The sequence below is a fragment of the uncultured Algibacter sp. genome, assembly GCF_947490405.1.
In the GTDB taxonomy this organism is placed as follows: Bacteria; Bacteroidota; Bacteroidia; order Flavobacteriales; family Flavobacteriaceae; genus Algibacter_B.
Window position 1 is genome coordinate 514961 of the sequence record NZ_CANLGU010000001.1, and the last position, 24255, is coordinate 539215.

24 protein-coding genes are annotated in these 24255 nt (G+C 32.0%); 5 read left to right on the forward strand and 19 right to left on the reverse strand.

What is annotated here, in order from left to right; translation table 11 throughout:
* Positions 1–2: 2 nt before the first annotated feature.
* Genes Q0772_RS02070 through Q0772_RS02080 form a run of 3 tightly spaced genes read left to right on the forward strand, consistent with a single transcriptional unit; the run spans position 3 to position 2661 of the window.
* Positions 3–485: a hypothetical protein gene (locus Q0772_RS02070; RefSeq protein WP_298339626.1), complete on the forward strand. Its 483-nt coding sequence runs from the start codon at positions 3–5 to the stop codon at positions 483–485.
* Positions 482–1174 carry a glycosyltransferase family 2 protein gene (locus Q0772_RS02075; RefSeq protein WP_298339628.1) on the forward strand — a complete coding sequence of 231 codons (693 nt, stop codon included), beginning with the start codon at positions 482–484 and terminating at the stop codon, positions 1172–1174. The genes Q0772_RS02070 and Q0772_RS02075 overlap by 4 nt, the downstream gene beginning before the upstream one ends.
* The gene (locus Q0772_RS02080; RefSeq protein WP_298339630.1) at positions 1171–2661 is read left to right on the forward strand and encodes a glycosyltransferase; all 1491 of its coding nucleotides are present in this window, start codon (positions 1171–1173) and stop codon (positions 2659–2661) included. Before Q0772_RS02075 ends, Q0772_RS02080 begins: the two co-directional genes overlap by 4 nt.
* 393 nt (positions 2662–3054) lie before the next feature.
* Here the strand turns inward: Q0772_RS02080 and Q0772_RS02085 are convergent, their stop codons facing one another.
* Complete coding sequence (locus Q0772_RS02085; RefSeq protein ID WP_298339633.1) at positions 3055–4944, reverse strand: ATP-binding protein; 1890 nt, start codon at positions 4942–4944, stop codon at positions 3055–3057.
* A 160-nt stretch (positions 4945–5104) separates the two neighbouring features.
* On the opposite strand from Q0772_RS02085, the gene Q0772_RS02090 reads away from it, so the two are divergent.
* On the forward strand, positions 5105–6493 hold the full coding sequence (locus tag Q0772_RS02090; RefSeq protein WP_298339635.1) for a mannosyltransferase: 1389 nt from the start codon (positions 5105–5107) through the stop codon (positions 6491–6493).
* On the opposite strand, the gene Q0772_RS02095 is transcribed toward Q0772_RS02090, so the two are convergent.
* The 11 genes from Q0772_RS02095 to Q0772_RS02145 form a co-directional block, all read right to left on the reverse strand.
* Positions 6490–6711, reverse strand: coding sequence for a hypothetical protein (locus Q0772_RS02095; protein ID WP_298339637.1), 222 nt, complete (start codon positions 6709–6711; stop codon positions 6490–6492). The two genes, Q0772_RS02090 and Q0772_RS02095, sit on opposite strands and share 4 nt — an antisense overlap.
* Positions 6712–6754: 43 nt before the next feature.
* Positions 6755–7057 carry a hypothetical protein gene (locus Q0772_RS02100; RefSeq protein ID WP_298339640.1) on the reverse strand — a complete coding sequence of 101 codons (303 nt, stop codon included), beginning with the start codon at positions 7055–7057 and terminating at the stop codon, positions 6755–6757.
* A 269-nt stretch (positions 7058–7326) separates the two neighbouring features.
* Entirely contained in the window at positions 7327–8169 is an 843-nt protein-coding gene (locus Q0772_RS02105) for a pseudouridine synthase (protein ID WP_298339643.1), read from the reverse strand.
* Positions 8170–8236: 67 nt separating this feature from the next.
* Positions 8237–9187 (reverse strand): carbon-nitrogen hydrolase family protein, encoded by a 951-nt coding sequence (locus Q0772_RS02110; protein WP_298339646.1) that lies wholly within the window; start codon positions 9185–9187, stop codon positions 8237–8239.
* On the reverse strand, positions 9188–10090 hold the full coding sequence (locus Q0772_RS02115) for a geranylgeranylglycerol-phosphate geranylgeranyltransferase (protein WP_298339649.1): 903 nt from the start codon (positions 10088–10090) through the stop codon (positions 9188–9190).
* Between the two features lie 72 nt (positions 10091–10162).
* Positions 10163–11092 (reverse strand): mevalonate kinase, encoded by a 930-nt coding sequence (locus Q0772_RS02120; RefSeq protein WP_298339651.1) that lies wholly within the window; start codon positions 11090–11092, stop codon positions 10163–10165.
* 70 nt (positions 11093–11162) lie between these two features.
* On the reverse strand, positions 11163–12272 hold the full coding sequence (locus Q0772_RS02125; RefSeq protein WP_298339654.1) for a diphosphomevalonate decarboxylase: 1110 nt from the start codon (positions 12270–12272) through the stop codon (positions 11163–11165).
* A gap of 110 nt (positions 12273–12382) precedes the next feature.
* A complete protein-coding gene (locus tag Q0772_RS02130; protein WP_298339657.1) occupies positions 12383–12913 on the reverse strand; it encodes a DUF1697 domain-containing protein in 531 nt (176 codons plus the stop codon).
* 4 nt (positions 12914–12917) lie between these two features.
* On the reverse strand, positions 12918–13319 hold the full coding sequence (locus tag Q0772_RS02135) for a DUF4174 domain-containing protein (RefSeq protein ID WP_298339660.1): 402 nt from the start codon (positions 13317–13319) through the stop codon (positions 12918–12920).
* A 4-nt stretch (positions 13320–13323) separates the two neighbouring features.
* Positions 13324–14538 carry an NAD(P)/FAD-dependent oxidoreductase gene (locus tag Q0772_RS02140; RefSeq protein ID WP_298339664.1) on the reverse strand — a complete coding sequence of 405 codons (1215 nt, stop codon included), beginning with the start codon at positions 14536–14538 and terminating at the stop codon, positions 13324–13326.
* Positions 14535–15221 (reverse strand): glycerophosphodiester phosphodiesterase family protein, encoded by a 687-nt coding sequence (locus Q0772_RS02145; RefSeq protein WP_298339668.1) that lies wholly within the window; start codon positions 15219–15221, stop codon positions 14535–14537. Before Q0772_RS02145 ends, Q0772_RS02140 begins: the two co-directional genes overlap by 4 nt.
* 67 nt (positions 15222–15288) lie before the next feature.
* Here Q0772_RS02145 and Q0772_RS02150 point away from each other — a divergent pair, with 67 nt between their 5' ends.
* Positions 15289–16083, forward strand: coding sequence for a hypothetical protein (locus Q0772_RS02150; RefSeq protein WP_298339671.1), 795 nt, complete (start codon positions 15289–15291; stop codon positions 16081–16083).
* Here Q0772_RS02150 and trxA read toward each other — a convergent pair.
* From trxA to msrA, 7 genes are all read right to left on the reverse strand, one after another.
* A complete protein-coding gene (gene trxA / locus Q0772_RS02155) occupies positions 16080–16391 on the reverse strand; it encodes a thioredoxin (RefSeq protein WP_298339674.1) in 312 nt (103 codons plus the stop codon). The genes Q0772_RS02150 and trxA overlap by 4 nt on opposite strands.
* Positions 16392–16684: 293 nt before the next feature.
* Positions 16685–17281, reverse strand: coding sequence for a DUF2652 domain-containing protein (locus Q0772_RS02160; RefSeq protein WP_298339676.1), 597 nt, complete (start codon positions 17279–17281; stop codon positions 16685–16687).
* A 20-nt stretch (positions 17282–17301) separates the two neighbouring features.
* Entirely contained in the window at positions 17302–20976 is a 3675-nt protein-coding gene (locus Q0772_RS02165) for a metallophosphoesterase (RefSeq protein ID WP_298339679.1), read from the reverse strand.
* 43 nt (positions 20977–21019) lie between these two features.
* On the reverse strand, positions 21020–21982 hold the full coding sequence (locus Q0772_RS02170) for an aldo/keto reductase (RefSeq protein ID WP_298339682.1): 963 nt from the start codon (positions 21980–21982) through the stop codon (positions 21020–21022).
* Positions 21982–23202, reverse strand: a complete 1221-nt coding sequence (locus Q0772_RS02175; RefSeq protein WP_298339685.1) for a bifunctional alpha/beta hydrolase/OsmC family protein — start codon at positions 23200–23202, stop codon at positions 21982–21984. The genes Q0772_RS02170 and Q0772_RS02175 overlap by 1 nt, the downstream gene beginning before the upstream one ends.
* On the reverse strand, positions 23159–23737 hold the full coding sequence (locus tag Q0772_RS02180; RefSeq protein ID WP_298339688.1) for a peptide-methionine (S)-S-oxide reductase: 579 nt from the start codon (positions 23735–23737) through the stop codon (positions 23159–23161). Before Q0772_RS02180 ends, Q0772_RS02175 begins: the two co-directional genes overlap by 44 nt.
* A complete protein-coding gene (gene msrA, locus Q0772_RS02185; protein ID WP_298339691.1) occupies positions 23727–24233 on the reverse strand; it encodes a peptide-methionine (S)-S-oxide reductase MsrA in 507 nt (168 codons plus the stop codon). The genes Q0772_RS02180 and msrA overlap by 11 nt, the downstream gene beginning before the upstream one ends.
* Positions 24234–24255 lie beyond the last annotated feature (22 nt).

Sequence of the window (24255 nt, forward strand, 5' to 3'; positions counted from 1 at the left end):
ATTTGAAATATTTCAATTTAATATTTAGCCTTTCTTTATTAATTTCAATCAACTGTTTTTCTCAAAAAATTTATAAGAGAAATTATGACGAAAACAATAAGATAACATCAGAAGGTTGGTTAGAAAACAATAAAAAAATCAAGTTCTGGACCTTCTATTATAAAAACGGTAATATCAAAAAAGAAGGGCATTTTAGTGAAAACAAAGAAACTAAATACTGGAAATTTTATAACATCTCTGGACGTTTGGAGAAAGAAGGCCATTATAAAAACGGTAAGAAAGATGATTGGTGGTTATTTTATGATGCAAACGAAAAAATAAACCATAAATGCCAACTCGAGAATAATCAAAAAAATGGCTATTGCCTCATGTATAGAAATGAAAAGTTAATAGCGGCTTCAAAGTATCAAGCTGGAAAAAAGTTAAAAGAATGGACTACATTTGCAGGTTTTAAAAAAGAAAACAAACTTAGCGATCTCAAATGACCAAAATAAAAGTCATCATTCCAGCCTTTAACGAAGCAGACTCTATAGCGCATGTCATTAATGATATTCCCAAGATAGTTGATGAGATTATTGTGGTTAGCAACAATTCAACAGATGCAACAGAATCTAATGCTAAAAAAGCTGGCGCTACCGTTCTGGTAGAAACAAAAAAAGGATACGGCTATGCGTGTTTAAAAGGTGTCGAATACATAGCTAATCAAAATAAAAAACCCGAGATTATCGTTTTTCTAGATGGAGATTATAGTGATTACCCTGAAGAGTTAACCAAAATTGTAAGTCCAATAATAAATAGCAATATCGATTTTGTGATTGGAGCCCGCACAAAAAAACTCAGAGAACAAGGTTCCATGACAATACCGCAAATCTTTGGAAATTGGCTTGCAACAACTTTAATGTCGCTTTTTTTTGGAGCAAAGTTCACAGATTTAGGTCCTTTTAGAGCCATTAAATACCAAAAACTGTTAGCGCTTAATATGGAAGACAAAACTTATGGCTGGACTGTAGAAATGCAACTCAAGGCACTTAAGCAAAAACTTACATATACAGAGATACCCGTAAACTACAGAAATAGAATTGGTGTTTCAAAAGTTTCAGGTACGGTAAAAGGTGCTATATTTGCTGGCGTTAAAATCTTAGGATGGATTTTTAAATACAGTTTTAAAAAATGATTTTAGAAACAATAACCATAATCATTTACAGCGTTTCGCTTTTGCTCATATTTATGTATGCATTAGCGCAACTTAATCTGTTATTTAATTATTTATCTTCCAAAAAACAAAAGGATAATTGCCCAAAATTCGATTTATCCAATCCCACAGAAATCCCTTATGTTACTATTCAGCTACCCGTCTTTAACGAGATGTATGTTATGGAACGTTTGCTAAATAACATAGCCAAGATTGACTACCCTAAGGATAAATTAGAAATTCAGGTTCTAGATGATTCAACAGATGAAACTGTAGAAAGCACACGAAAACAAATAGAAAAAATTCAAACTACTGGCTTAGACATAAAACACATTACCAGAACAGACCGCCAAGGCTTTAAAGCAGGTGCGTTAAAAGAAGGATTAGAAATTGCAAAAGGCGACATTATTGCCATTTTCGATTCAGATTTCCTTCCAAAACCCGATTGGCTAAAACACACGGTACCTTATTTTAAAGACGAAGCTATAGGGGTTGTACAAACCCGCTGGGGGCATATCAATCGTAATTATTCTATACTCACAAAAATTCAAGCCTTTGCTTTAGATGCACATTTTACCTTAGAGCAAGTAGGCAGAAACAGTAAAGGACATTTTATAAACTTTAATGGTACAGCAGGCCTATGGCGTAAAACATGTATTATTGATGCAGGAAATTGGGAAGGAGACACCTTAACAGAAGATTTAGACCTCAGCTACAGAGCACAACTAAAAAACTGGAAATTTAAATACCTAGAAAACGTAGAAACACCTGCAGAACTCCCAATAGTTATAAGCGCTGCACGCTCTCAACAATTTAGATGGAATAAAGGTGGTGCAGAAAACTTTCGCAAAATGTTAAAACGCGTTGTAACCAGTGGTAATATATCTGCTAAAACCAAAATACACGGCTTGTTACACTTATTAAACAGCACCATGTTTTTAAACGTTTTAATCGTTGGCATTTTAAGCATCCCCATGCTATACATTAAAAATGAATACGCCCATTTACGACCCTATTTTTACATCATGAGCTTCTTCGTCATGAGTACTATTATATTTTTTATATGCTACTGGTTTATGTACAAAAACATTTATGGAGGCGGGTTTAAAAACTTCATAAAATATATAGGGATGTTTTTTGTCTTTTTCTCTATTGCCATGGGTTTTTCGCTACATAATTCTATTGCAGTTTTAGAAGGGCATTGGGGTAAAAAATCAGAATTCGTGCGCACACCAAAATTTAATCTTAGCAAGTATAAAGACAACTGGAAGAATAACAAATACATCAAGCCTACAATATCTGCACATGTTATTTTCGAGGGGCTACTCATGCTCTACTTCGGTTTTGGTATGTACAGCGCCTTTATTGTAGGAAACCAAGGAGGTGATTTCGGACTCTTCCCGTTCCATCTTATGCTATTTGCAGGCTTTGGCTATGTGTTTTTTAAGTCTTTAGCCTCAAAGGTGTAACAAGGTTTTTCTAGTTAAATACATTCCGTATTTATTTTTTGGGCGTTACCACAAGGGTCGGGCTATTCGTTACAATCTTTTTAAAAACGTCATTGTGAGGGAGGAACAACCGTAACAACCTGTTAAATTATAGTTTCCTAAGCAAATTGTTTTTTCTAAGGTTTTAAAAAGGATTTCCACTGCTATCCCTAACGCGGGTATATTTACTAACTAGGTTTTAAATCGGAAAATAAAAGGCTTTTTTTGAGAAGTTCGTTTAACGGTCTCGGCTATGAGTAGTTGCATGGGTTAGCACTCAACTTTGCAAGTACAGACCAGACTGAAAATCCGAGAGGAGTTTCAGAAGTAGGCGAGAACAAGCAATTACTTATAGCCATTGTTGTGTGTAGTGCTTTAATTTTCATTTAATTTTTTTATTTCTCTAAACCAACCACTTATTTCTTCGTAAGATTTCATTTCAATTAATTGTTCTTTTGTAATAAGTTTAGTCAATTTACCATTAGTTATTTGTTTAACTATCTTCTCATCATCAAATTTCTTTGTTTTATCTTTTACAATATTTGGAATATCAGAATTATTCCAGTCTCTTATTGATGAACAATCAATTTCAAATTCACTTTCATAAAGACTTGGATGAATGTAATTTTCCATTTCTCTCCTCAGAGTTAAGATTCCTTTAGAGTTGTCTTTCCTTTTATTGACTTTTTCAATCGAAGATTTGTATTGTTCGTTAGAGTCTTTATCATATAGATGAAATTCAATGATATTTGAACCTTCCAAATAATTCCTGTCAACCCAGTTTTTTAGAGATGAGCCACCCATTGGAATAATTTTAATTTTTTCTTTTTTTAAATCAATTATGTTTTTAAAATCTGAAATACTTTGATTTAAATTAAGTAAAAAGTTTATATCGTTTTCTCCTTCAACGCAGATTACTAATTTACCTAAGTATGAAGTAATACCTAAAGTCTCAGCTATCGCTTTTAGTTTGTTTTCATCTTGAATTACTTTATTAACACCATTAATTCTGTCAATTAAAATTAAATTCTCGTCTTTTGTTTGTTTTGCAATTTCAGGTGAGTGTGTTGTTAGAATTACTTGACTTTTTTCTTTTAAAGCGATTTCATTCAATGCATCTATGAGTAATTTCTGATGATTAGGATGTTGTGATGTTTCAGGTTCTTCAATTGCAAAAATTACGTTTTTATTTGACGTATTTTGTCTTTCTGCTTCGGCTCTAAAGTAATTTAGTAAAATAAGTCTTCTTACTCCACTACCTCTTTTGTTCATTGGTATATTATCGTCTCCAATAAATGAAAAAGCAAATAGGCTATCCCAAGCTTTATTTGTTACTTCAGGTTTTAAAACCTTAGCAAGTTCAGGGTTCATTTCCCCTAATTTTTTTATGGTTTCTTTTCCAATTAATTCTGCATTATCCTTTATCAACTTTTTGATTTCTTCCAGTTTGTCTATAACATTATCAATAGCAGTTTTTGTAATGACTTTTAAAGGGTCTTGCACATCTTTATCAGTGTCTTTGTTTGCTCTATCAGACTGAAATAGAAAAAAGAGAGGCAAATCAGTGCTAATACTATTCCAGATGTTTTTACTATCTTCTTTGTCTATTGGAAGTTCAATTGTTTTGAGTTCTAAATTATCAATGACAGAATAAATAGCTTTTCTTATATCGGCTCTTTTTCGTTTATCAATTGAAACAGGTACTACTTTATCAGTGTCTGGGTCATAAGGTCCAATTGACAATCCTTCATCTAAATTTTCTAGTTGATTATTATTCTGTTTTTCAGAAAGAGCAAATGCTATTTCGTCATTTTCAAGAACTTTTCTTAAGTCCTCAATTTTCAAAGTTGGTAAAGGTTTTTTAGAGTATTGTATTGGGTAATTACAAATTATGAATGTTTTTAAACTTGTAGCTGTTAGTTTGTTTTTACTACAATCCCATACTTTTTTTATTTCTAAATCTCCGTCTGAATTTAATAAATATTCATCTGAAAGTTTTGTTTTAACATCAGTGTCTATTAAATATTCCTTATTCTTATCTATTTTAAAAGAACAAGCAATTTCCATTTTAGATCCATTAAATACATTTTTATCATTTATATCAATTTTTGTTCTTCCTTGTCCAAAAAATATATCTAAAGCTTCTAATATTGTTGATTTTCCAATGTCATTTCTACCAATAATAACATTTAAATTTTCATCAAATTCAATTTCTATTGTTTGATAGCTTCTAAAGTTTAATAGTTTTAATTTTTTTAAATACATTCATTTTGCATTTTTTTCGCATTACACACAATGTGTTTACGGATATGCGTCGTTTTAATGACTTATATCCGACGTTAAACGAAGTTATCGTTTTTTTCTGACAAAATCAAGTAAGCTTCTTTTATAAAAAGCAACAAACAAATAGTATTATATTTGGTTCATGCTTTTAAACCCAACGTTTTTAAAACTTAATAGATTGCCATTACTCATGGTATTATCTAGCGTATTATTCTATTGGGCATTTGCTTACAATTTAGTTCGGACAGATTATATAAAACTCATAACGCTATACTGCGCCTTGTTTTTTTTATTCTACAAATTAGTGCATCGTTTTAAAAGTAATATCCCTTTTTTAACCTATTTAGCTTTTGGTTTTCGAGCCATTTTTATCTTGGCTATCCCAAATCTTTCTCAAGATTTTTATCGTTTTATTTGGGACGGACGCATTATTTTAGAAGGCATAAATCCCTATTTATTTACAGTAGAGCATTTTATAAGTCAAGATCAATTCCCAGTAGCCGAAGCTCTAGAATTACGCGCAGGTATGGGCGATTTAAATGCAAGCCATTACACCAACTATCCGCCTATAAATCAACTTTGTTTTATCATTGCTGGACTATTTTCTAACAAAAGCATTTTTGGTTCTGTAGTTGTTTTGCGATTACTCATTATTACAGCTGATTTTGGAACACTCCATTTCGGAAAAAAGCTTTTAGAAAAATTAAAACTTCCAGCTTATAATATATTCTGGTACATCCTAAACCCATTTATCATTATAGAACTTACAGGAAATTTACATTTTGAAGGTGTTATGATTTTCTTTTTAGTTTGGAGTTTATATTTATTACATAAAGGAGTATGGCAATGGGCAGCTGTTGTATTAGCTCTATCCATTTCAGTAAAACTAATGCCATTAATATTTTTGCCTTTGTTTTTTCAATGGTTTTTAAAGCATGATAAAAACAAAAAACAGGTTTCAACTATACAAAATCTAACAAAACTCGCTGGATTTTATTTAATAGTTATCATAACAACCATATTACTTTTTCTTCCATTTTACTCCTCAGAATTCATCCACAATTACTCGCAAACCGTAGCTCTTTGGTTTCAAAATTTTGAGTTTAATGCCAGTATATATTACATTGCCAGAGAAATAGGGTACCTTTTTAGAGGTTATAACGAAATTGCCACCATCGGAAAAATCATTCCAATAATAGTTGTACTAGTCACACTAATTATTACCTTTTTCAGAAAAAACAAAACCACTGTAGAACTTGTAACAGCCATGTTATTTGTGCTTTCATTCTATTACTTTACAACAACAACAGTTCATCCATGGTATGTTACTACACTATTAATACTTTCGGTATTTACCAAGTATAAATTCCCTTTGGTTTGGAGCTTTGTAATTATTTTAAGCTATCTCGCTTATGTGAATATTAACAAAGCAGATAAATCTGAGAACCTATGGATAATAGCAATAGAATACATCATAGTATATGGTGTATTCATCTGGGAAGTTTTCTTGAAAAAACCTAAATTGAGCTAAAGCAATTTTAAACTCTGCACACGATAAATTTCGTCCTCTCCATCTAAATCTTCAACAAAGGTTATCCTAAAGTCTTTATCAATTAAGTCTTTGTCATTCTTTAAATCAAATTGTTTTAAAACGCGAGGATGTACTTCCTCGAAAGCCAATTCTTCACCGTTCTCAAACCAAAAGGTAAAGTAACCATTTTCATAAGACTTAAAAACAGCTGTTCTCATAATATATAAAGTAAAAAGTATTAATCATTAGTATTATCCATGGCTAATCCTCCATTTTTGGAGGCTGCACTGCATCAGGATTGTCATTATCAAAATCTTCGTAATCGTCTTCGTCATAATTTTGCATAGTAACCGAGAGTTTAGAACTCACTTTCACCAAATACTTAGTATCCTGAGTTGTTACTTCAACAGCTTCTATAATTTCATTATGCTGGTTTCTAAAAGAAATAATATGGTCATCATCGTATCCATCAGGATACTTTTCAACCAATAAAGAGAGAATTTCTGGGGTTAATTTTTTAAAATCTACAATAACCCGCTTTAAGTTATCATTTTTATTTTTCATTGTTGGTTAAACTTGGGTTTGGTTATTTTCAGCCTTCAATTTAATATTTTTTTTAAAAAATTAAAACTATCAAGTAGATGTTAACCCAATATTACCGTAATAATAAATAAATAATGTATGATTTTAGTGTTTCTTTTTAGCTTTAGAGCTAAAATTTACACGGTTGGCATTTATATGAACGAGAATTATTTATAGAGCGCCGTTAGCTGCATGCACTAAAATAAGAGAGAATAGTTTATGCAATAAATTTTATAAAACGTAATAAGCATCTATAACATCCTTAGGGTATTCAGTTCCTGTTCTGTTAAATGTTTCCAGTGCCCTCTAGGAATATCTTTTTTGGTTAAGTGCCCAATAGCTACACAATCTATACTTAAAATATCATAGCCAAAATGGTCAAAAATGGTTCGTATAACAGTGTTACCTGTATTTTTAATTTTTAAACCAACTTCTTTTTTACTCGCTCCATCTATATAACTAATTTCTTCAACTTCAATTAGTTTACCTTCAAACTTAAAACCATTTTGTATCTTTTTTAAGTCTTCTAACTTTAAATTTTTATCGAGTTCAATATGAAATAAACGTGCAACACCATTTTTAGAATTGGTAAACTTTTTAGTAATCGCATCATCATTAGTAAATAGCAATAAGCCTTTTGAGTTTCTTCCTAAACGGCCAATAGGCTTTATTCTAGAGTTGGTAGCATTTGATACTAAGTCCATAACCGTTTTTCCTTTACCTTCGCTAGTTGTAGTGGCAAAACCTTTAGGCTTATTCAACAAAACATAAGCTTTCTTCTCAGGGTTTATTCTTGATCCGTCGTAACGCACTTCATCTCCAGGTTTAACTTTATACCCCATTTCAGTAATCACCTTGCCATTAACAGAAACCAAACCAGTGGCTATATGTACATCTGCTTCACGTCGAGAACAAACGCCTGCATTTGCAACATATTTATTCAATCGGATTTCATCAGAATTTCCAGATTTTTTTTGCTGAGTATTTGATTTGTTTACGGAAACATTTCTTTTTGAATTCCCTGAAAAACGCTTGCTTTTATTATCTCTTTCGGATGATTTTCTTTTACCTTTACCACCTTGTTGTCTGTTCATCACTTATAATTTTGCACAAAGATATACCTAATAATTTACGATTGAAGATTTTTAATTAACGATTTACTTATTTATTAAATTTCACAGTAGTCTGACGCTCTCTATTCACATGCAACTGTGTTACATCTGGTCTTGAATAATGCCCTACTGCATCAAAATTTTGGCGCTCTTCATACACACTATTAAAATCAATAGTTTCTATAATCAATCCGTGTTTATGTAATACAGGCTCGACTATCCACTCGCCATCGGGTCCTGCAATACAACTACCACCATTTGCTAAAACATCTGGGGCTTTTACAAGTATTTCATCTAAATGCGGTGTGTCTTTTGGAAAATCATTTTTTGACATTAAACTACTTACCGAAATCACAAAAGAACGCGATTCTCTAGCAATAAATCGGGTAATATCCTTGGTATTATGATCACTCCCTGGCCAAACAGCAATATGCAGGTTTTCACCCAAGCCATAAAGCGCGGCTCTTGGTAAGGGCATCCAGTTTTCCCAACAATTTAAACCGCCAACCGTAAAATCTTTTAAAGGATGTACTTGTAAGCCATTGCCATCTCCAGGAGCCCATGTTAAACGTTCATCATAAGTTGGTTGTAATTTTCTGTGTACAGATTTAATTTCGCCTTTTTCATTGATATAAACTAATGATGCATAAACACTATGTCCTCCTCTATCAAGCGGTCGTTCTATAATCCCTAAATACACAGCAATTTTATTTGCCTTAGCAAGTTCACAAATGGCATGCAAATCACCATCTTCAACAGTCACGGAATTCCTCACATAATGTGCATGCAATGCTTTATTTACTTTTGTATTCCATTCTGCTCCTCCTGTTAATGCTAACCAAAAAGGATATCCAGGAACTAAGCCTTCTCCAAAAATGACAAGCTCACAGTTTTCTTTTGATGCATCAATTATAGATTGTTCTACTTTCTTTAACGTTTCAGCTTTGTTTAACCATACTGGTGAAATTTGTGCTAAAGCTACTCTTAATAAATTCTGCATTTAAATTCTATTTAAAATAACACTCACATCAATTAGTAAAATACTAAATACACCTGCAAGAATTATAAATTTTAAAATATTGTGTAATATTAAATATTGCACTTTAGTCGAAGATTTCCATAGTAATAACAAAAACACTACCAATAAGAACAGGCTTAGATAAAAGAATAAGTACATGTACCCCACTTCAAAATGGAATAAAAGGAGGTATATTGGAATTAGTGTTATACTGATTAAAATTGTCAACATAATTTTTGATACTTTTTCGCCATATGCGACTGGAATTGTCACATAATTTTGCGCAATATCGCCTTTAATATTTTCTAAATCTTTGGTAAGCTCACGCATAGAAATCATGATGAATAAGAATATAGCATGAACAAAAATTACAGTTTCAAAATTCTTATAATACATAAAAATAGCAAAGAATGGAGTTATCGTTAATATCGCAGAAGTGAGGTTTCCAATAAATGGTAAGCGCTTTAGTTTATGTGAATAAAACCAGATACCAAAAATGTAAATTGAAAAGAATAATACTGCTTTAAAAGACACATAGCTCGCCATAATTACAGCAAGAAAATTTAGTACGAAATAAAAAGACAGCTTTGTATTTTGACTAACCAACCGGTCTAATCGCGATTTAATTGGACGATTTATTAAATCTTTCTCTGAATCGTAAAAACTATTGATAATATAGCCACCCGCTATAGTTGCGGCTGATGCTAAAACTAGCATTAACAAGTTCAAATCGAATAAAACTTCTTTTAATGGTTTATTGTAAGCTAAAATATAAATAGCTGTAAGGTATTGGGCTATTACAATAACAAGAATATTATAACCACGCACCACAGAAAACATACTGAAAAATTTGAGTAAGATATGTTTCTGTCTTCTGGAAAGCATACAAATAAAGGATTAATGCCTTTCTAATAAGTCAAGGGCTACACTATTTTATGCAATAAAGATACTAAGAACTTAGAAGTTATAAACTACTTCTAATTTATAATCTGAAAGTGATTGTTTTGCTTTTTCAATATCCTCTGTAAATCCAAGGATATAGCCACCACCACCAGAACCACAGAGTTTTAGATAGTAGTCATTTGTTTCCAAACCTTTTTTCCAAAGTTCATGAAACTGTTGTGGTATCATTGGTTTAAAATGATTTAAAACAATTTTAGAAAGTTGCTTTGTATTTCTAAACAAAGACTTGATATCCCCTTTTAAGAAATCGTCAACACAGGCATCTGTATGCTTGATAAACTGATTTTTTAACATACTACGAAAACCCTCTTGCTTCATCTTTTCCATAAACAAGCCTACCATTGGTGCTGTTTCTCCAATAATACCACTGTCTAATAAAAACACACCACCTTTACCTTTGCTTTGTTGCGCTGGAATACCAGTAGCCTCAATATTATCTTTTGAATTGATAAGAATTGGAATACTTAAATAACTGTTTAATGGATCTAAACCTGAAGAACTTCCATGAAAAAAAGATTCCATGGCTGAAAATATAGATTTTAACTTTAGAAGCTTTTCTCTTGTTAAATTTTCAAGAACTGTTATTTTATCAAAAGCATATTTATCATAAATAGCTGCTACTAGAGCACCACTACTCCCCACGCCATAGCCTTGTGGAATAGATGAATCGAAATACATTCCAGAATTTACATCATCTATGAGTCTGCTAATATCAAACTTAACTATAGCATCATCAATACCTTGAATATATTCAGTAAACTTTCTTAAACTTTTATTAGACGTTATTGCTTCTTCCGAAGCCTTATCGTCTTTTTTCAAAGCACCGTTGTAAAAACTATAAGGAATAGATAAACCCTTAGAATCCTTTATGATTCCGTATTCTCCAAAGAGTAGAATTTTTGAGTAAAAGAGAGGTCCTTTCATAATAGCTATCTTGTTTGGGCACATTTGTCTAACAAATATAATATTTTTTTAAACAAAATTATTGTTATTCTTATAATTTATTAGCCCCCAAACCAATAACGTCGCAAATATACTGCCCATTTTGGCAATATGCAACTAATTCATTCTGAATGAATTCTAAAACTTGAGACGTCTCATACTCAGGATATAATACATGGACGTTTGCTCCTGCATCCAATGTGAAACAAATCTTAGAACCTGTTTCATTTCTAAATGCCCATATTTTATTAATAATCTCGAGTGTGTTTGGTTTCATTAAAATAAAATATGGCATACTAGTCATCATCATAGCATGCAACGTTAAAGCTTCACTTTCAACCAAGGCTATAAACGTATCTAAATTGCCATCTTTCAGTATAGAAACCATATCGGAAAGATTTTTATTTGCTTGCTTAAAGCGCTCTTGAGCAAACGGATGCCCAAACATTAAATTATGACCAACCGTACTACTCACCTGCTTTTCTCCCTTATCCACCAGCAAGATAGTATCTTGATAGTTTTTGAAGTTTTGATGCGCCTCAAAAGGATATTTTACGCCATATAAATCTGAACTTCCTTTAATGGCATCGTGCTTCCCCCATACTACTAAGTCTCCTTCTAAACTTCTACAAGCACTTCCTGAACCTAATCGTGCTAAGAATGATGCTTTTTTGATAAAATACTCTTGATTAAGAATCTCTTCGGTTGTTTTTAGAGTGACATCAGAATTAATTAACTCTTTTTCAACACTCATTAAGCATAATGCTAAGGCACTCATCCCAGATGCTGATGAGGCTATCCCAGAACTATGTGGAAATGTATTGGAAGTTTCTATTTTAAAATGATAGTCTTTTAAAAAGGGTAAATACAGCTCAACGCGTTTAAAAAATGTTTCAATTTTTGGCTTAAAATCATCTTTTTTTTCATCATCTAAAAATACATCAAATGAAAACGCTTCATTTGCATCTTTCTTCAAAAAACTAAGGGTTGTTGTTGTTTTACAATTATCTAGCGTAAAACTTATAGATGGGTTTTCTGGTATTTGGTATTCTCTTTTTCCCCAGTATTTTACCAACGCAATATTACTTGGTGATGACCATGTAAAGCTGCCACTTTCAATTGTATTTGAATATGTTTTAGGAATAAAATCTTTCTCTGTCATCTATCTTTTTTAACTGAACAAAGATAATTCAAAAAAGATATAAAATATAGATCCCACTTGTAAATAGCGGGAATAATTCAACTTATAGTTTATAATGCGCCTACAGGCTTTTATAAACTAAGCTTCATTAACATTAGCATTGTTTTGTAATTTCTAGCCGTTGCGGTAACTTTTAGTTTTCGCTCAAAAAAATTATTACCAAGTTTCGCCTTTCCATAGCCAACCGAACAATAAAAATAAATAGCATTATTAGTTATTTTAAATTCTTCATTTTTATAAGACAGTTGAGAAACAACATCAACTAAATCCTTATCAGCTCTGGAATAAAGCATCATAAAATAACTGTTTTGTTTCTTTTCTTGTTCAAAGGGACAGTCGTCAAAAATTTGTTTCAACTCTTTTGGTTGTAAAATTAAAATTGGCACTTCAAAACCAAAATGAGACTTAATAGCATTGTGTATTAATTGCTCTAATAGAGTTTTATCATTTTCTAAAGATTGAAAAATTACATTCCCACTTTGGATGTAAGTTTGTACATTTTCTAATCCTATTTTTGACAAAAGCTCCCGTAATTCAGCCATAGGGATTTTCTTTTGCCCACTTACATTTATACCTCTTAAAAGTGCAATATATTGAGCCATTCTTTTACTTTCTATTTCTTAATTCTTGTTGCCTCATAGGCATTTTGTCGATAAGATTAAAAAATACATTTACTTTTTGTACCGTATCAGAATTAAACTTTTCGCCACCATCCAGTCCTTTAAGCACCACATTAAATCCTGTTATTTCTTTATCAACTGAAACTACTTTTGCATCATTCTTAAAATCATAGTACATACATTTGTCTTCTACACATTTGTAAACTACCAACCTTCTATCTATTAGTTTATCTTTTTCTGTTTTTAGATTATTAAATTGATCTGTAGCGCGTGTTTCGTTGTATTTATCTGCTGATATTACAATAACACGGTTTTCCCATAAGTGCTTATCTATATCTTGAGACCAAATGGTATGTGATAATAAAAATACTAAAACTAAATACTTCATAACACTATGAATTTACTATATTATTTGCAGCAATGTAGGCTCCAGTCCATGCATTTTGAAAATTAAATCCTCCCGTTACCGCATCAATATTTAGTACTTCGCCTGCAAAATAGAGGCCGTTTATATATTTACTTTCAAATGTTTTAAAATTGACTTCTTTAAGATTTACACCTCCTGCAGTAACAAACTCTTCTTTAAAAGTACTTTTACCATCTACATTAAAAACAGCTTGGGTTAATTGACTTGATAGAATTTCTAACTGTGCTCTATTTAAATCTGCCCAACGCGTATCTTCCATAATTTTTGAAGCTAAAACTAATTTGTGCCATAAGCGTTTTGGGAGATCAAATTGAGTAGATTTAAAAACCGTTTTTTTAGCCAAATTCTGTTTTAATTCTTTTAAGATATCTAAACACTCATCAAAAGGTTGCTTTATAAAATTCACTTCTATTTGAAACTTATAATCTTGTTTTGCTAATTCTAATGCTCCAAAAGCAGATAATTTTAAAATGGATGGGGCACTCATACCCCAGTGGGTTATTAATAGAGGCCCCTCGCTCCACAAATCTGTTTCTAAAACCTTTATTTCTGCATCTTTTGCAACTACTCCTGGAATGGCTTTGATACGTTCGTCTGAAATATTAAATGTAAATAACGATGGTACTGGCTGTGAAATAGTATGTCCTAAATTTTCAAGTAACGCCCATATTTTTGTGTTACTTCCTGTAGTAACTAAAACTTTTTTAGCAGAAAACAACCCTTGTATTGTTTCTATTTCGAACTCATCTCCTTTTTTGCCTATGGACTTCACTGAATGATTGTACAATACCTCAACACCGTATTTTTCAGCTTCATTCAAAAAACAATTGATAATAGTTTGTGATGAATTGGAAATAGGAAACATTCGCCCATCATCTTCAATTTTAAGTTCGACACCTCGTTTTTCAAACCATTCGATAGTATCGCCTGTCATGAATTGATGAAAAGGTCCTAATAATTCCTTTTCACCTCTAGGGTAATTCAAAACTAATTCTTGAGGAATAAATTCGGCATGTGTAACGTTGCAACGTCCGCCACCAGACACTTTTACTTTGGTTAAACCTTCTTTACCTCGCTCTAGTATGGCTATGTTTAAATCTGAACTTTGTTCACCAATGTTTATCGCAGCAAAAAAACCAGCAGCTCCTCCACCAACAATAATCACATCCTTTTTAATCATATTCGGTCAGGATAATCAGAAATGATGGCATCCACACCATAAGATTGAATTCTTGCCAATGGGTTTAAATTATTTACTGTAAAAGCAAATACTTTATAATTTTGTTTTAATTCTTCTACAATTTCCTCGGTAAGCATGGTATAATTTACATGAATGGAAACTGCATTTATACGTTTTGCCAAGGCTGTAGCTTTTTCTAGATTATTTTCAGTAAGTACTCCAAGCGGAATATCTTTATTAATGTTGAAAACTGTTTCCAATAGTTCTTCTTGAAAACTCGACACTATGATATTTTTATATTCCCAACCTTTTTTATCTACATAAAATTTGATAATTCTGGCAGCTTCTTTGGCGGTATCATGACCTTTTAATTCAATATTCAACAAGCACTTATTATCAACTAAAGTTAAAACTTGTGCCAAGGTTGGAATTTCAAAATTCCCTTTGGTCTTTAGCCTTTTTAATTCCCTGTAAGTGAATTTGGAAACTTCTCCGGTTCCATTTGTCATCCTATCTAAAGTGAAATCATGAAAAACTACCAACTCACCCGAAGCACAGCGGTGCACATCGATTTCAACACCATCAACACCAAGCTTTAAGGCTTTTTGAATAGATGGCAATGTGTTTTCTGCAACATGTCCTTTCACTCCTCGATGACCAATTTTTAATACAGATGAATTCATATACAAATTTATATTACGCTAAATTTATTCTGCGTAAATTTAACCTTATAATTTCTGATTACCTAAAATGAACAAATTTCTAATCATATTTTTTTTTATTTCCTTAGGATGCAGCACAGGAAAATTAACCATCATAGCTGATTTACCTAAAAATTTAAAAGAAGCCTCTGCCATTGAAAAGGCAGCAAATTCTGATTTATTATGGACGATTGAGGATTCTGGAAATAAAAATAATATTTATGGGTTGAATCTAAAAGGAGAAATCGTTAAAGATATAGATATAAAAAATGCCAGTAATATAGATTGGGAAGATTTAACATCAGACAAAGCAGGTAACTTATATATTGGCGATTTTGGTAACAATAGTAAAAACAGAGATGATTTTACCATTTATAAAATTTCTGATTTAAACAAAGACAAAACCGAAGCCGAACGCATAAATTTTATATTACCAAAAAAAGTTAAACCTAAAGATTTTGAAGCTTTTTTTATTTGGAATAATCATTTCTACATTTTTAGTAAAGAAAACAAATCAAGTATGCTTTTTAAAGTGCCTAATAAGGTTGGACTCCATACTGCTGAACTTATCAAAACATTCAACTTAGAAGGAAAACATCATAGAATAACCTCTGCTGCCATAAGTAATGATGAAAAAACCATTGCACTACTAAATCATGATAAACTTTGGAAGATTACTAATTTTAATAATGATGATTTCTTTGAAGGGCATGTACAAGAATTAAAGTTTGATCACGATTCCCAAAAGGAGGGTGTTTGCTTTAAAAATAATAAATCTGTATATATAACTGACGAAAGAACAAAGGGAGAAGGTGGAAACCTCTACGAATTCAAAATTAACTAAACAGTAACACCAGAATGTGTTTGTATTACATTTAGAATATCTTTCTTTTGAAGTACACCCGATTGTCTCCATTTAGGTTCTCCATCAACAAATAATATCATTGTAGGTACGCTTCTTACTTGATATTTCATTGCCAAAGGGTTGTTTTTATCAATATCAATTTTCACCACTTTTACAGCATCTTCCACCTCATCTTTTACATCTTTAAGAATAGGTAATAATGCTTGACATGGACCACACCAAGTTGCAAAAAAATCTACTAAAACTACTTTTTCAGAATTTATAATATCGTTGAAACTGCTTTTCATGATTATTCATTTTTTATATCTTTTTAGACGTAAAAATCAGGATAACATTACAGTATAAAAATGAGAGCCTGAAACAAGTTAATGGTAACATATTCTGCCAAAAATCCAAACCCTAGTTAAATGCCAACAGTAAACCATAGTGGTAACAATTTCTTAAATGGAAAAATTGAAGTATTAAAATTTAATCATCACTCCGCAAAAGAAGGTATACGTTTTAAAAACAAGCTAAAAGTTTTTATCATTGACGAAAGAACTAAGTGAGAAAGTAACAATCTATATTGGTTTGATTAAAACTAATCAAGAAGCTTAATCATCTTAATATAACTGTAGTTAATTTTACCTAAATGTCTGTAAACTTCCACATCATCTTGCAATTCTCCCCAATCAAAATTACGCTCAATAGTTTTATCTTTGTATTGATTTAATAAGTTTTCCGAAATTAATAAATACTCATCTTCTTTTATATCATTTTTCAATAAACGATGTGCAATTATAACATCTTCTCCCATAAGCTTTATGCGGTTTCCTATTTGAACAGATTCTACATTTTCCCCATAATGCAATATGATTTTTAATCCCAATTTAGGGATATTGTCAATACCTATTTCTTCACTATACTTTTTTGTTAAAACATCTAGTTGATCATAGAATTGTGAAAAAAAAGTTTTGCACTGGTCAATTAAATCTACAAAAGGGGGCAACTGTCCTTTTCTAAAAAACAAAATTGCGTCCCCTTCTATTTCAGATACTTTTAAATTTATTTCGTTAGCATAAATAATTTCATTTAATAATGAGGGAATAACTTTTGCACTTAGTTCTATATTAGTATCACTCATAAAACGAGTAAATCCACTAATATCGGGTATGCATATTAAAGTTGAATTTGACACCACGTAATAATTATAATATATTAAAAACCAAAACCTAATCTAAATGCTAAACGTAAACCGTCATCACTATTAAAAGCCGAAATATTTCCAGTAAGCATATTAGCCATGTTAATAAACACACCTCCTCCAAAGGAATTGTTCCATTTTTTTGAGCTATCATTATCTAGCCAAACTCTACCATAATCAACTCCCCCATATAAACCAAGGTATAATGGAAACCAACCTGTTTTAACTTGAGTTAAATTTAGTCGTAAATCTGTACTTTGCGCAAAAGCTCGTTTCCCTGTAAAACGTTGGTTTCTATAACCTCTTAAACCATTATTAGCACCTAAAGTTGCTCCTTGATAAAACTCAAATTCATTACTAAAATTAATATGACCAATAAAGTTTGTAGCTAAAACTAAATTACCACTCGGAATTAATTTATAATCAAATCCCATTTTTGGAATGATATAAGAAAACCCTTTTTCAGTGGATACATTGTTTTTGTAACCTGCTTGTAAACTCAATTGAAACCCTAAAGTTGGAAATGCCTCTCTATCTTCGTTTTCGTAACTATATTTAGCATCAAAACCCCAAAAATCTTGTTTATCAAATAAAGGATTGTCCTCAGGTAACGTCTCTATAAACCTATTTTCAGTTCGAGCTACCTCATTAGATTCGTATAATAAACTTAATCTTACTTCTGAACCAGAGTAACCACGCCAAACCATGGCTGGCATAGCTTTAAATGTTCTAATTTTTACACGATTATAATCTAAATCAACATCTAAACCATCATTCTCTTCTGCCTCTGGGTTTAATGTTTCATTTCCAAAGCCAAAAAAGTTTGTAGCATAATTTGGACTGTTATATTGAATATCTATACCAAAATTTACATTTTGAAAGAAAACATTGGCAAACTCTCCACCATAATTAAAATTAAACCCATTAGTTGCAAAAAAGTATTCAGCTTTTAAACTATGTCTTGATGAAAATGGATTACGCTCAAAATTAAAATTGGTTTTAGTAAATGCTGCACCAATTTTAAATCCATCATCAGGATTTGCTCCCAAACTAGGTAAAATCTGTGTGACACTGTTTTTTAGTTTTTTATAATTGTAAACATTTGTATAATAATTATCGGTTAATCTACGGCTACCTTTATTGGTTTTAAAGGTATTTGGTTTTGATTTATAATCATAGTACTTAATTTTATTACCATTTTTAATATCATAGGTATCATTGTTTTGTCCACCCAACAACAATACCTTTATATACTTGTTACTCTTACCATATACATGAAAAACATCATCATCATCCAAAGCATAAATCCAAATTTCTTTGGTTTCTAACATATTATAAGTACGCTCAATAAAAACATCAGCCTTTTTATCATCTTTAATACGATAACCCGTAACTCTGGTTTGCCCGTTTGGTAAGCGCTCAATATCAAACCAATCGTCTTTATTGGTTCCTTTTATCACAGCCAATTTATTAATGAGTTTAAAATAACGGTCTGATATTTTTTGTAGATTTTCTCTTCTAGCTTTCAATTTCCTTTTAATCTCTTCAACAGTTTCATCTCTTACCTCTTCTGGCATATTTAAAAAAGATTTTTCTATAACCTCGTCTGTTATACCCTCCTGAATCATTTTTACTTGTGCATCCCACACCTCTTTACCAGAACGCTGTATAAGCTCCATATCTAGAGGGTATGGTTCTACATTTACGCTCTTTACATCTTTAAGATCTTCACTGTAAGGCCTAAGTAAACGTGCAGCTGGTATTAAGGCAATGGCCGACTTTAATAATGCACCATCTCCCATAATAGAAAATGCCTGATCCCTATCTCTTGGAAGCGGTCTATAAACTTTCTTGCCATTTTCTTTAAATTCTATCCACCTCCATTGATCGTGATGACGATCCCAGTCTCCAATAAGCATATCGAATAAACGTGCACGTATATAAGATGCTTCATCGATGATAATATCTTCATCTTTATGGAGCCGTTTCATCATATCATCAGTACCTTCTATTTTATTTTGAAATCCAAAACTTGCTAAATCGCCATGTCCTTCAGAAGTATGCTCTTCAATCATATAGAGTTCACCACCAAAATCTTTATTATAATCCCCTAAAGCCTTTTGTTTAGGCACATAATATAACACTGGATTTGTGTGATAGATACCCACTGCATCAGATAAATCTCCAATAACAAAAGGTGCATATGGATGAGAACCAGTAAAAACATCAAGTAATAGCTTTTCAATAGCCGTATCTTCAAATTGCCCTTCTATGTATTGATCTTTAAAAACAACAGCTTGTAAATACTGCAATGCTTGTTTACGTAAAGCACGCATTACATATTGCGCACCATTTTTATCCTCCAATCGCAAAGACTTAGATTGATTTCCTCCTCCTTTACGTATAGGTTTTAAACCTCCAAAAAGTGTATCTAAATCTACGGTTGGCGCTTTAACTTTAGAACTAAAATATTTGCGATAGCGCTCTCCCCAGAAAAACTCTTGAGATTTTGATGTGGAGGTTTCTTCAGGTGTATATACGGATGCCAAAACTGTTTCTGGAAAATCGTTTTTATATGACGTTAAAGGGTTTAAATCTTTTCTAAAAACTTGACTTTCAAAAACTATTTTTTCATCTGTCACAGAATAGAACCGAACATGAGAAGAACCATCCTCAAAAACATCAAGTCTGGCATATCCTGGTGTCCCGTAAGAAAAGAGACCTGCCCCAACATTTCGTGTTGGAGTTTTTTTAGACCCTGAACCACTTACTATTTGCTTTAAATTATCTTTTTCTAAATACTGTAAGCTATGTTCATGACCTGACACAAAAACTACTTTTTTATTTTCTTGTGCTAGGGTAACTAAACGCTGCTTTAACTCGTTATAATGCTTACTTTGCAAGTCTACATTAGATATACCATTAGTTTTTCTAAACACATTAATTAAAGTTCCAATAACTGGAAGTGGTTTCATATGATTTTTAAAACTAAACTGACCACCATGTGGCCCATTAACAAACATTGGATGATGAATAGCCACAATAGTCGTTTTGTTTCTTGCTTTTTTTATAAGACTGCTAAACTCAGCTAAAAAAGCATCTCTAGTTTTTATTTCACATTCATCATTTATTGTAGGCTTGTTATTCCAATTAGTGATATACCATTGACTATCTACTAAAATCAGGTCAATCTCTTCAGTAACATGAATTTTCTCAATGGGACAACCATTTTCGGGTAAAAATGTATTCTTACCCAATACATCTTCAACAAATTTTTCTTGACGTTTTAAACCCTTTACACCTGAATACCAATCATGATTACCTGGAATAAAAACAGTTCGCCCTTTAAAATTTTCGGTTACATCTGTCTGCGCTTTTATATATCTTTCAGCAGACGCTCTATGTTTATTATTCTTATCTGGAAACCCAATAGGGTAAATATTATCTCCTAAAAATATGGCTGTACTATTTTGAGTAGCTTCACTTAATTCTTTTTTAAACGTATTTAAAACTTTAGTAGATTCTCCTAACTCGTAATTGCCGGCGTCACCTATTAAGTAAAATGAATGCGCTATTTTTTTGTCTGGGAATTTATCTTGAACTACCTCACTTTTATACTGCGGCTTAAAAGTAGCACAGGCACTTATACTGAAAACAAAAGCTAAAATTATTAATTTCTGAAACTTCATTGATTGATGGATTATTCTCTAAAGATAATAATTAGAATTTTATTTAATTCCAATGTAATTTACTGCGTTCTTCCCAATATGTTTGTGGCAAAATGCATATCGTTTTTAATACATTAATTTCTTCTTCCGAAAGCTTAAATTTAAACGCTTTCATATTAGATTTAAGCTGATTATTATCAGATGCACCACTAAGCACATAAGTGGGTTGTAAACCATCTATAACAAAACGTAATGCGATAGCATCAATACCAACTTGGTATTTTTTTGCTAAACCTTCTAAAACTTGATAGGTTTTGGAGTAATGTTTGAAACTTTTGTTTGGAAAAACCCTGCCATTTGCTAAAGCTTCTTTTATTATAACGTGTTTACCATTTTGTAAAGCGGTGGTCAAAACTTCAAAAGTATTCTGCTCTAGTATATTGTAAGTTACTTGAAAACTATCAAATAAAGCGTCGCCTTTTGTATTGATATTTAATGCGGAAGCGATAACATCTTTTTGGTTAGCACCACTGGTTGTAATACCAATTTTTAAACCAGTTTCTTTTTTAATTTGATGTAGCTTATTTAGAACCGCTTCATTTTCTAGAATACCACTTTCAAAAGTTGCAGAATGTACTTGATAGTATTTTAAATTTGGCAACAATGCTTTTGATACTTGCCACTGCTCAATTAACTTTTCTATAGAGTGTTCTTTAATTTCATGTTTTCCAGCATAACCCAATTCCCAATTTGCTACATAAGTATAGCCCCATTTTGTTCCTAAAATTGTATCATCATGTAATTTAGAGTCTTGCCATTCTTGTAAAAAAGCCTCGCCTTTACCGTAAGATGGGGCTGTATCAAAATAGCGAACACCTAATTTATAAGCTTCATCTAAAACTGAAAAGGTATTTTGTTTAAAGGCACTTTTAGATTTATCAATGGCATCATTAGCTCTAATATTAATGTATTCTGGTCGCCCTAAGGCTGCTAAACCTAGTCCAATTTTTGTATTGCTTTGATGCATTAATTTATAACTTCTGTTTCAATAATTGTTTCGGAGAGCAAGGTACGATGTACAGGGCATTTAGATGCTATTTCTTTTAACTTTGCTTTCTGCACATCATCTAAATTACCAATAAATTTTAAACGCTTTTGCAAATGATCTATTCGTTTTGGTTCATCTACATCTAGCATTAAATCATCACTATGCTTTTTGGAATACGTAACATAAGCATATACTTCTTGCAAATCCCATTTCTTGCGTTGCGCATACATTTTTAAAGTCATTACCGTACATGCTGCTAATCCAGCACTTAAAAAATCGTAAGGTGAAGGTCCAAAATCATCGCCACCTATACTTTCAGGTTCATCAGCTATAATGTGATGTTTTTTGGTTTGAATTGCGGTTGTAAAATTATCATCAACTATATTTAAGTGTGCTACTAATTGTTCGCCTTTAGTCTCCAATATAGCATTGTCTTTAGACTCAAAATAACGGTCTGCCCAAGCACCAATCATGTTGCCAACATATTTACTATCTTTTGAGTTTGATAACAAATGGTCTGCATCATCTAAACTCACAAAACTTTTAGGATGGTGTGCAGTATGGTATAACTCGTGTGCATTATTTATACCCACAATTCCATCAAAAGGCGCATGCATAATTAGTAATGGTTTGCGTAAGTTTTTTGTGATCTCTGGCAAATCTATTTTATCAAAATCCTCAATAAAATCTTTATCAATTTTAAACGGGCGTCCACCAATATGTATTTCAACTTCTCCTTTTTGTTTTACCGCTTCAATACCATGAGAAAACAAATGCTTTACATGGCTTACAGTAGATGGTGCACCAATTGTTGCTACCGCTTTTATATTGCCTAGCTTTGATGCCGCTACAATAACTGCAGCACCACCAAGCGAATGCCCTATTAATAACCCTGGAGCCTTGTATCGCTCTGTAACATAGGCGTTCACAGCTATTAAATCATCTACATTTGCTGAAAAATAACTCTCGGCAAAATCGCCTTCACTTCGTCCTAAACCCGTAAAATCAAAACGTACCACACCAAAACCATGCGCCGTTAATGCTCTACTAATATTTTTTACCGCCGTTAAGTTGCTGTTACAAGTAAAACAATGCGCGAAAATGGCAAAGTAATGTGGTTTTTGGTCTGCGGGTAATTCTAAATAAGCTTGTAATTTATGACCCTTGGTGTTCTGTATGCTTAATCTTTCGCGATTCATCTTTTAAATGCTTTAGTTTATTTTTATCTGTATATTTTGAAAACTTACTTAGTAGTATTTGTAGTTTTGGATTGATAAAACTTTCACAGAATGGCTTTTCTGGGTTGCTGTAATAGTAATTTTGAATTTGCTCTCGTGAGGTTTTAAAGCTTTCAAAAGGCAATATTTGAGTAATAAGTTTATTTTGAAATTGAAACTGTAATAATTCTAGTTGAGATGTAACCACATCTTTCTGTTTATCTGAAAAGATATAAACCGCTGAACGATATTTTGCCCTCATAGAGTGATTTGAGGTACTCTTATGAGTATGTAAATGAATTTCGACAAGTACAGATAATGGGATTTTTGCTTCATTGTAGTGTACAATCACCGCTTCTGAAAAACTAGCATTAGCATTAACAGATGCCACAAAACCTTGTTCTACATTTTCAACACCCAATAAAGATTGAAATACAGCTTCTGTACACCAGTGGCAACCACCGCCAAATGCTATTTTAGTTAACGTATTCAAAACAATGTTTATATTACTCGCCATTATTAACAAACGGCTCTTCAAACCTTAAAAAATGGCAAGTATAGCCGTTAGGGTTTTTAACTAAATAATCTTGATGGTAGTCTTCGGCTTTCCAAAACGTAGACCACGGCTCTAAAGTAGTTACAACCTTACCTTCCCATTTTCCAGAGGCATCTACAACAGCTATCATGTCTTCAGCAATTTGTTTTTCTTCTTCATTTTGATAAAATATTGCAGAACGATAACTAGAGCCTCTATCATTTCCCTGTCTGTCTACAGTAGTGGGATTATGTATTCTAAAAAAATAATCTAGTAACTCCTCAAAAGATGTTTGGTTTGGGTTGTATGTAATTTCTATACCTTCGGCATGTCCTGGATGATTTTTATAGGTTGGGTTATCGTTTTGCCCACCTTGATACCCTACTTCGGTATCTACTACGCCTGGGCGTGTTCTAAACAAATCTTCCATTCCCCAAAAACATCCGCCTGCTATATATGCTTTTTTATATGTTGCCATTATTTTATAATTATAGTTTTAA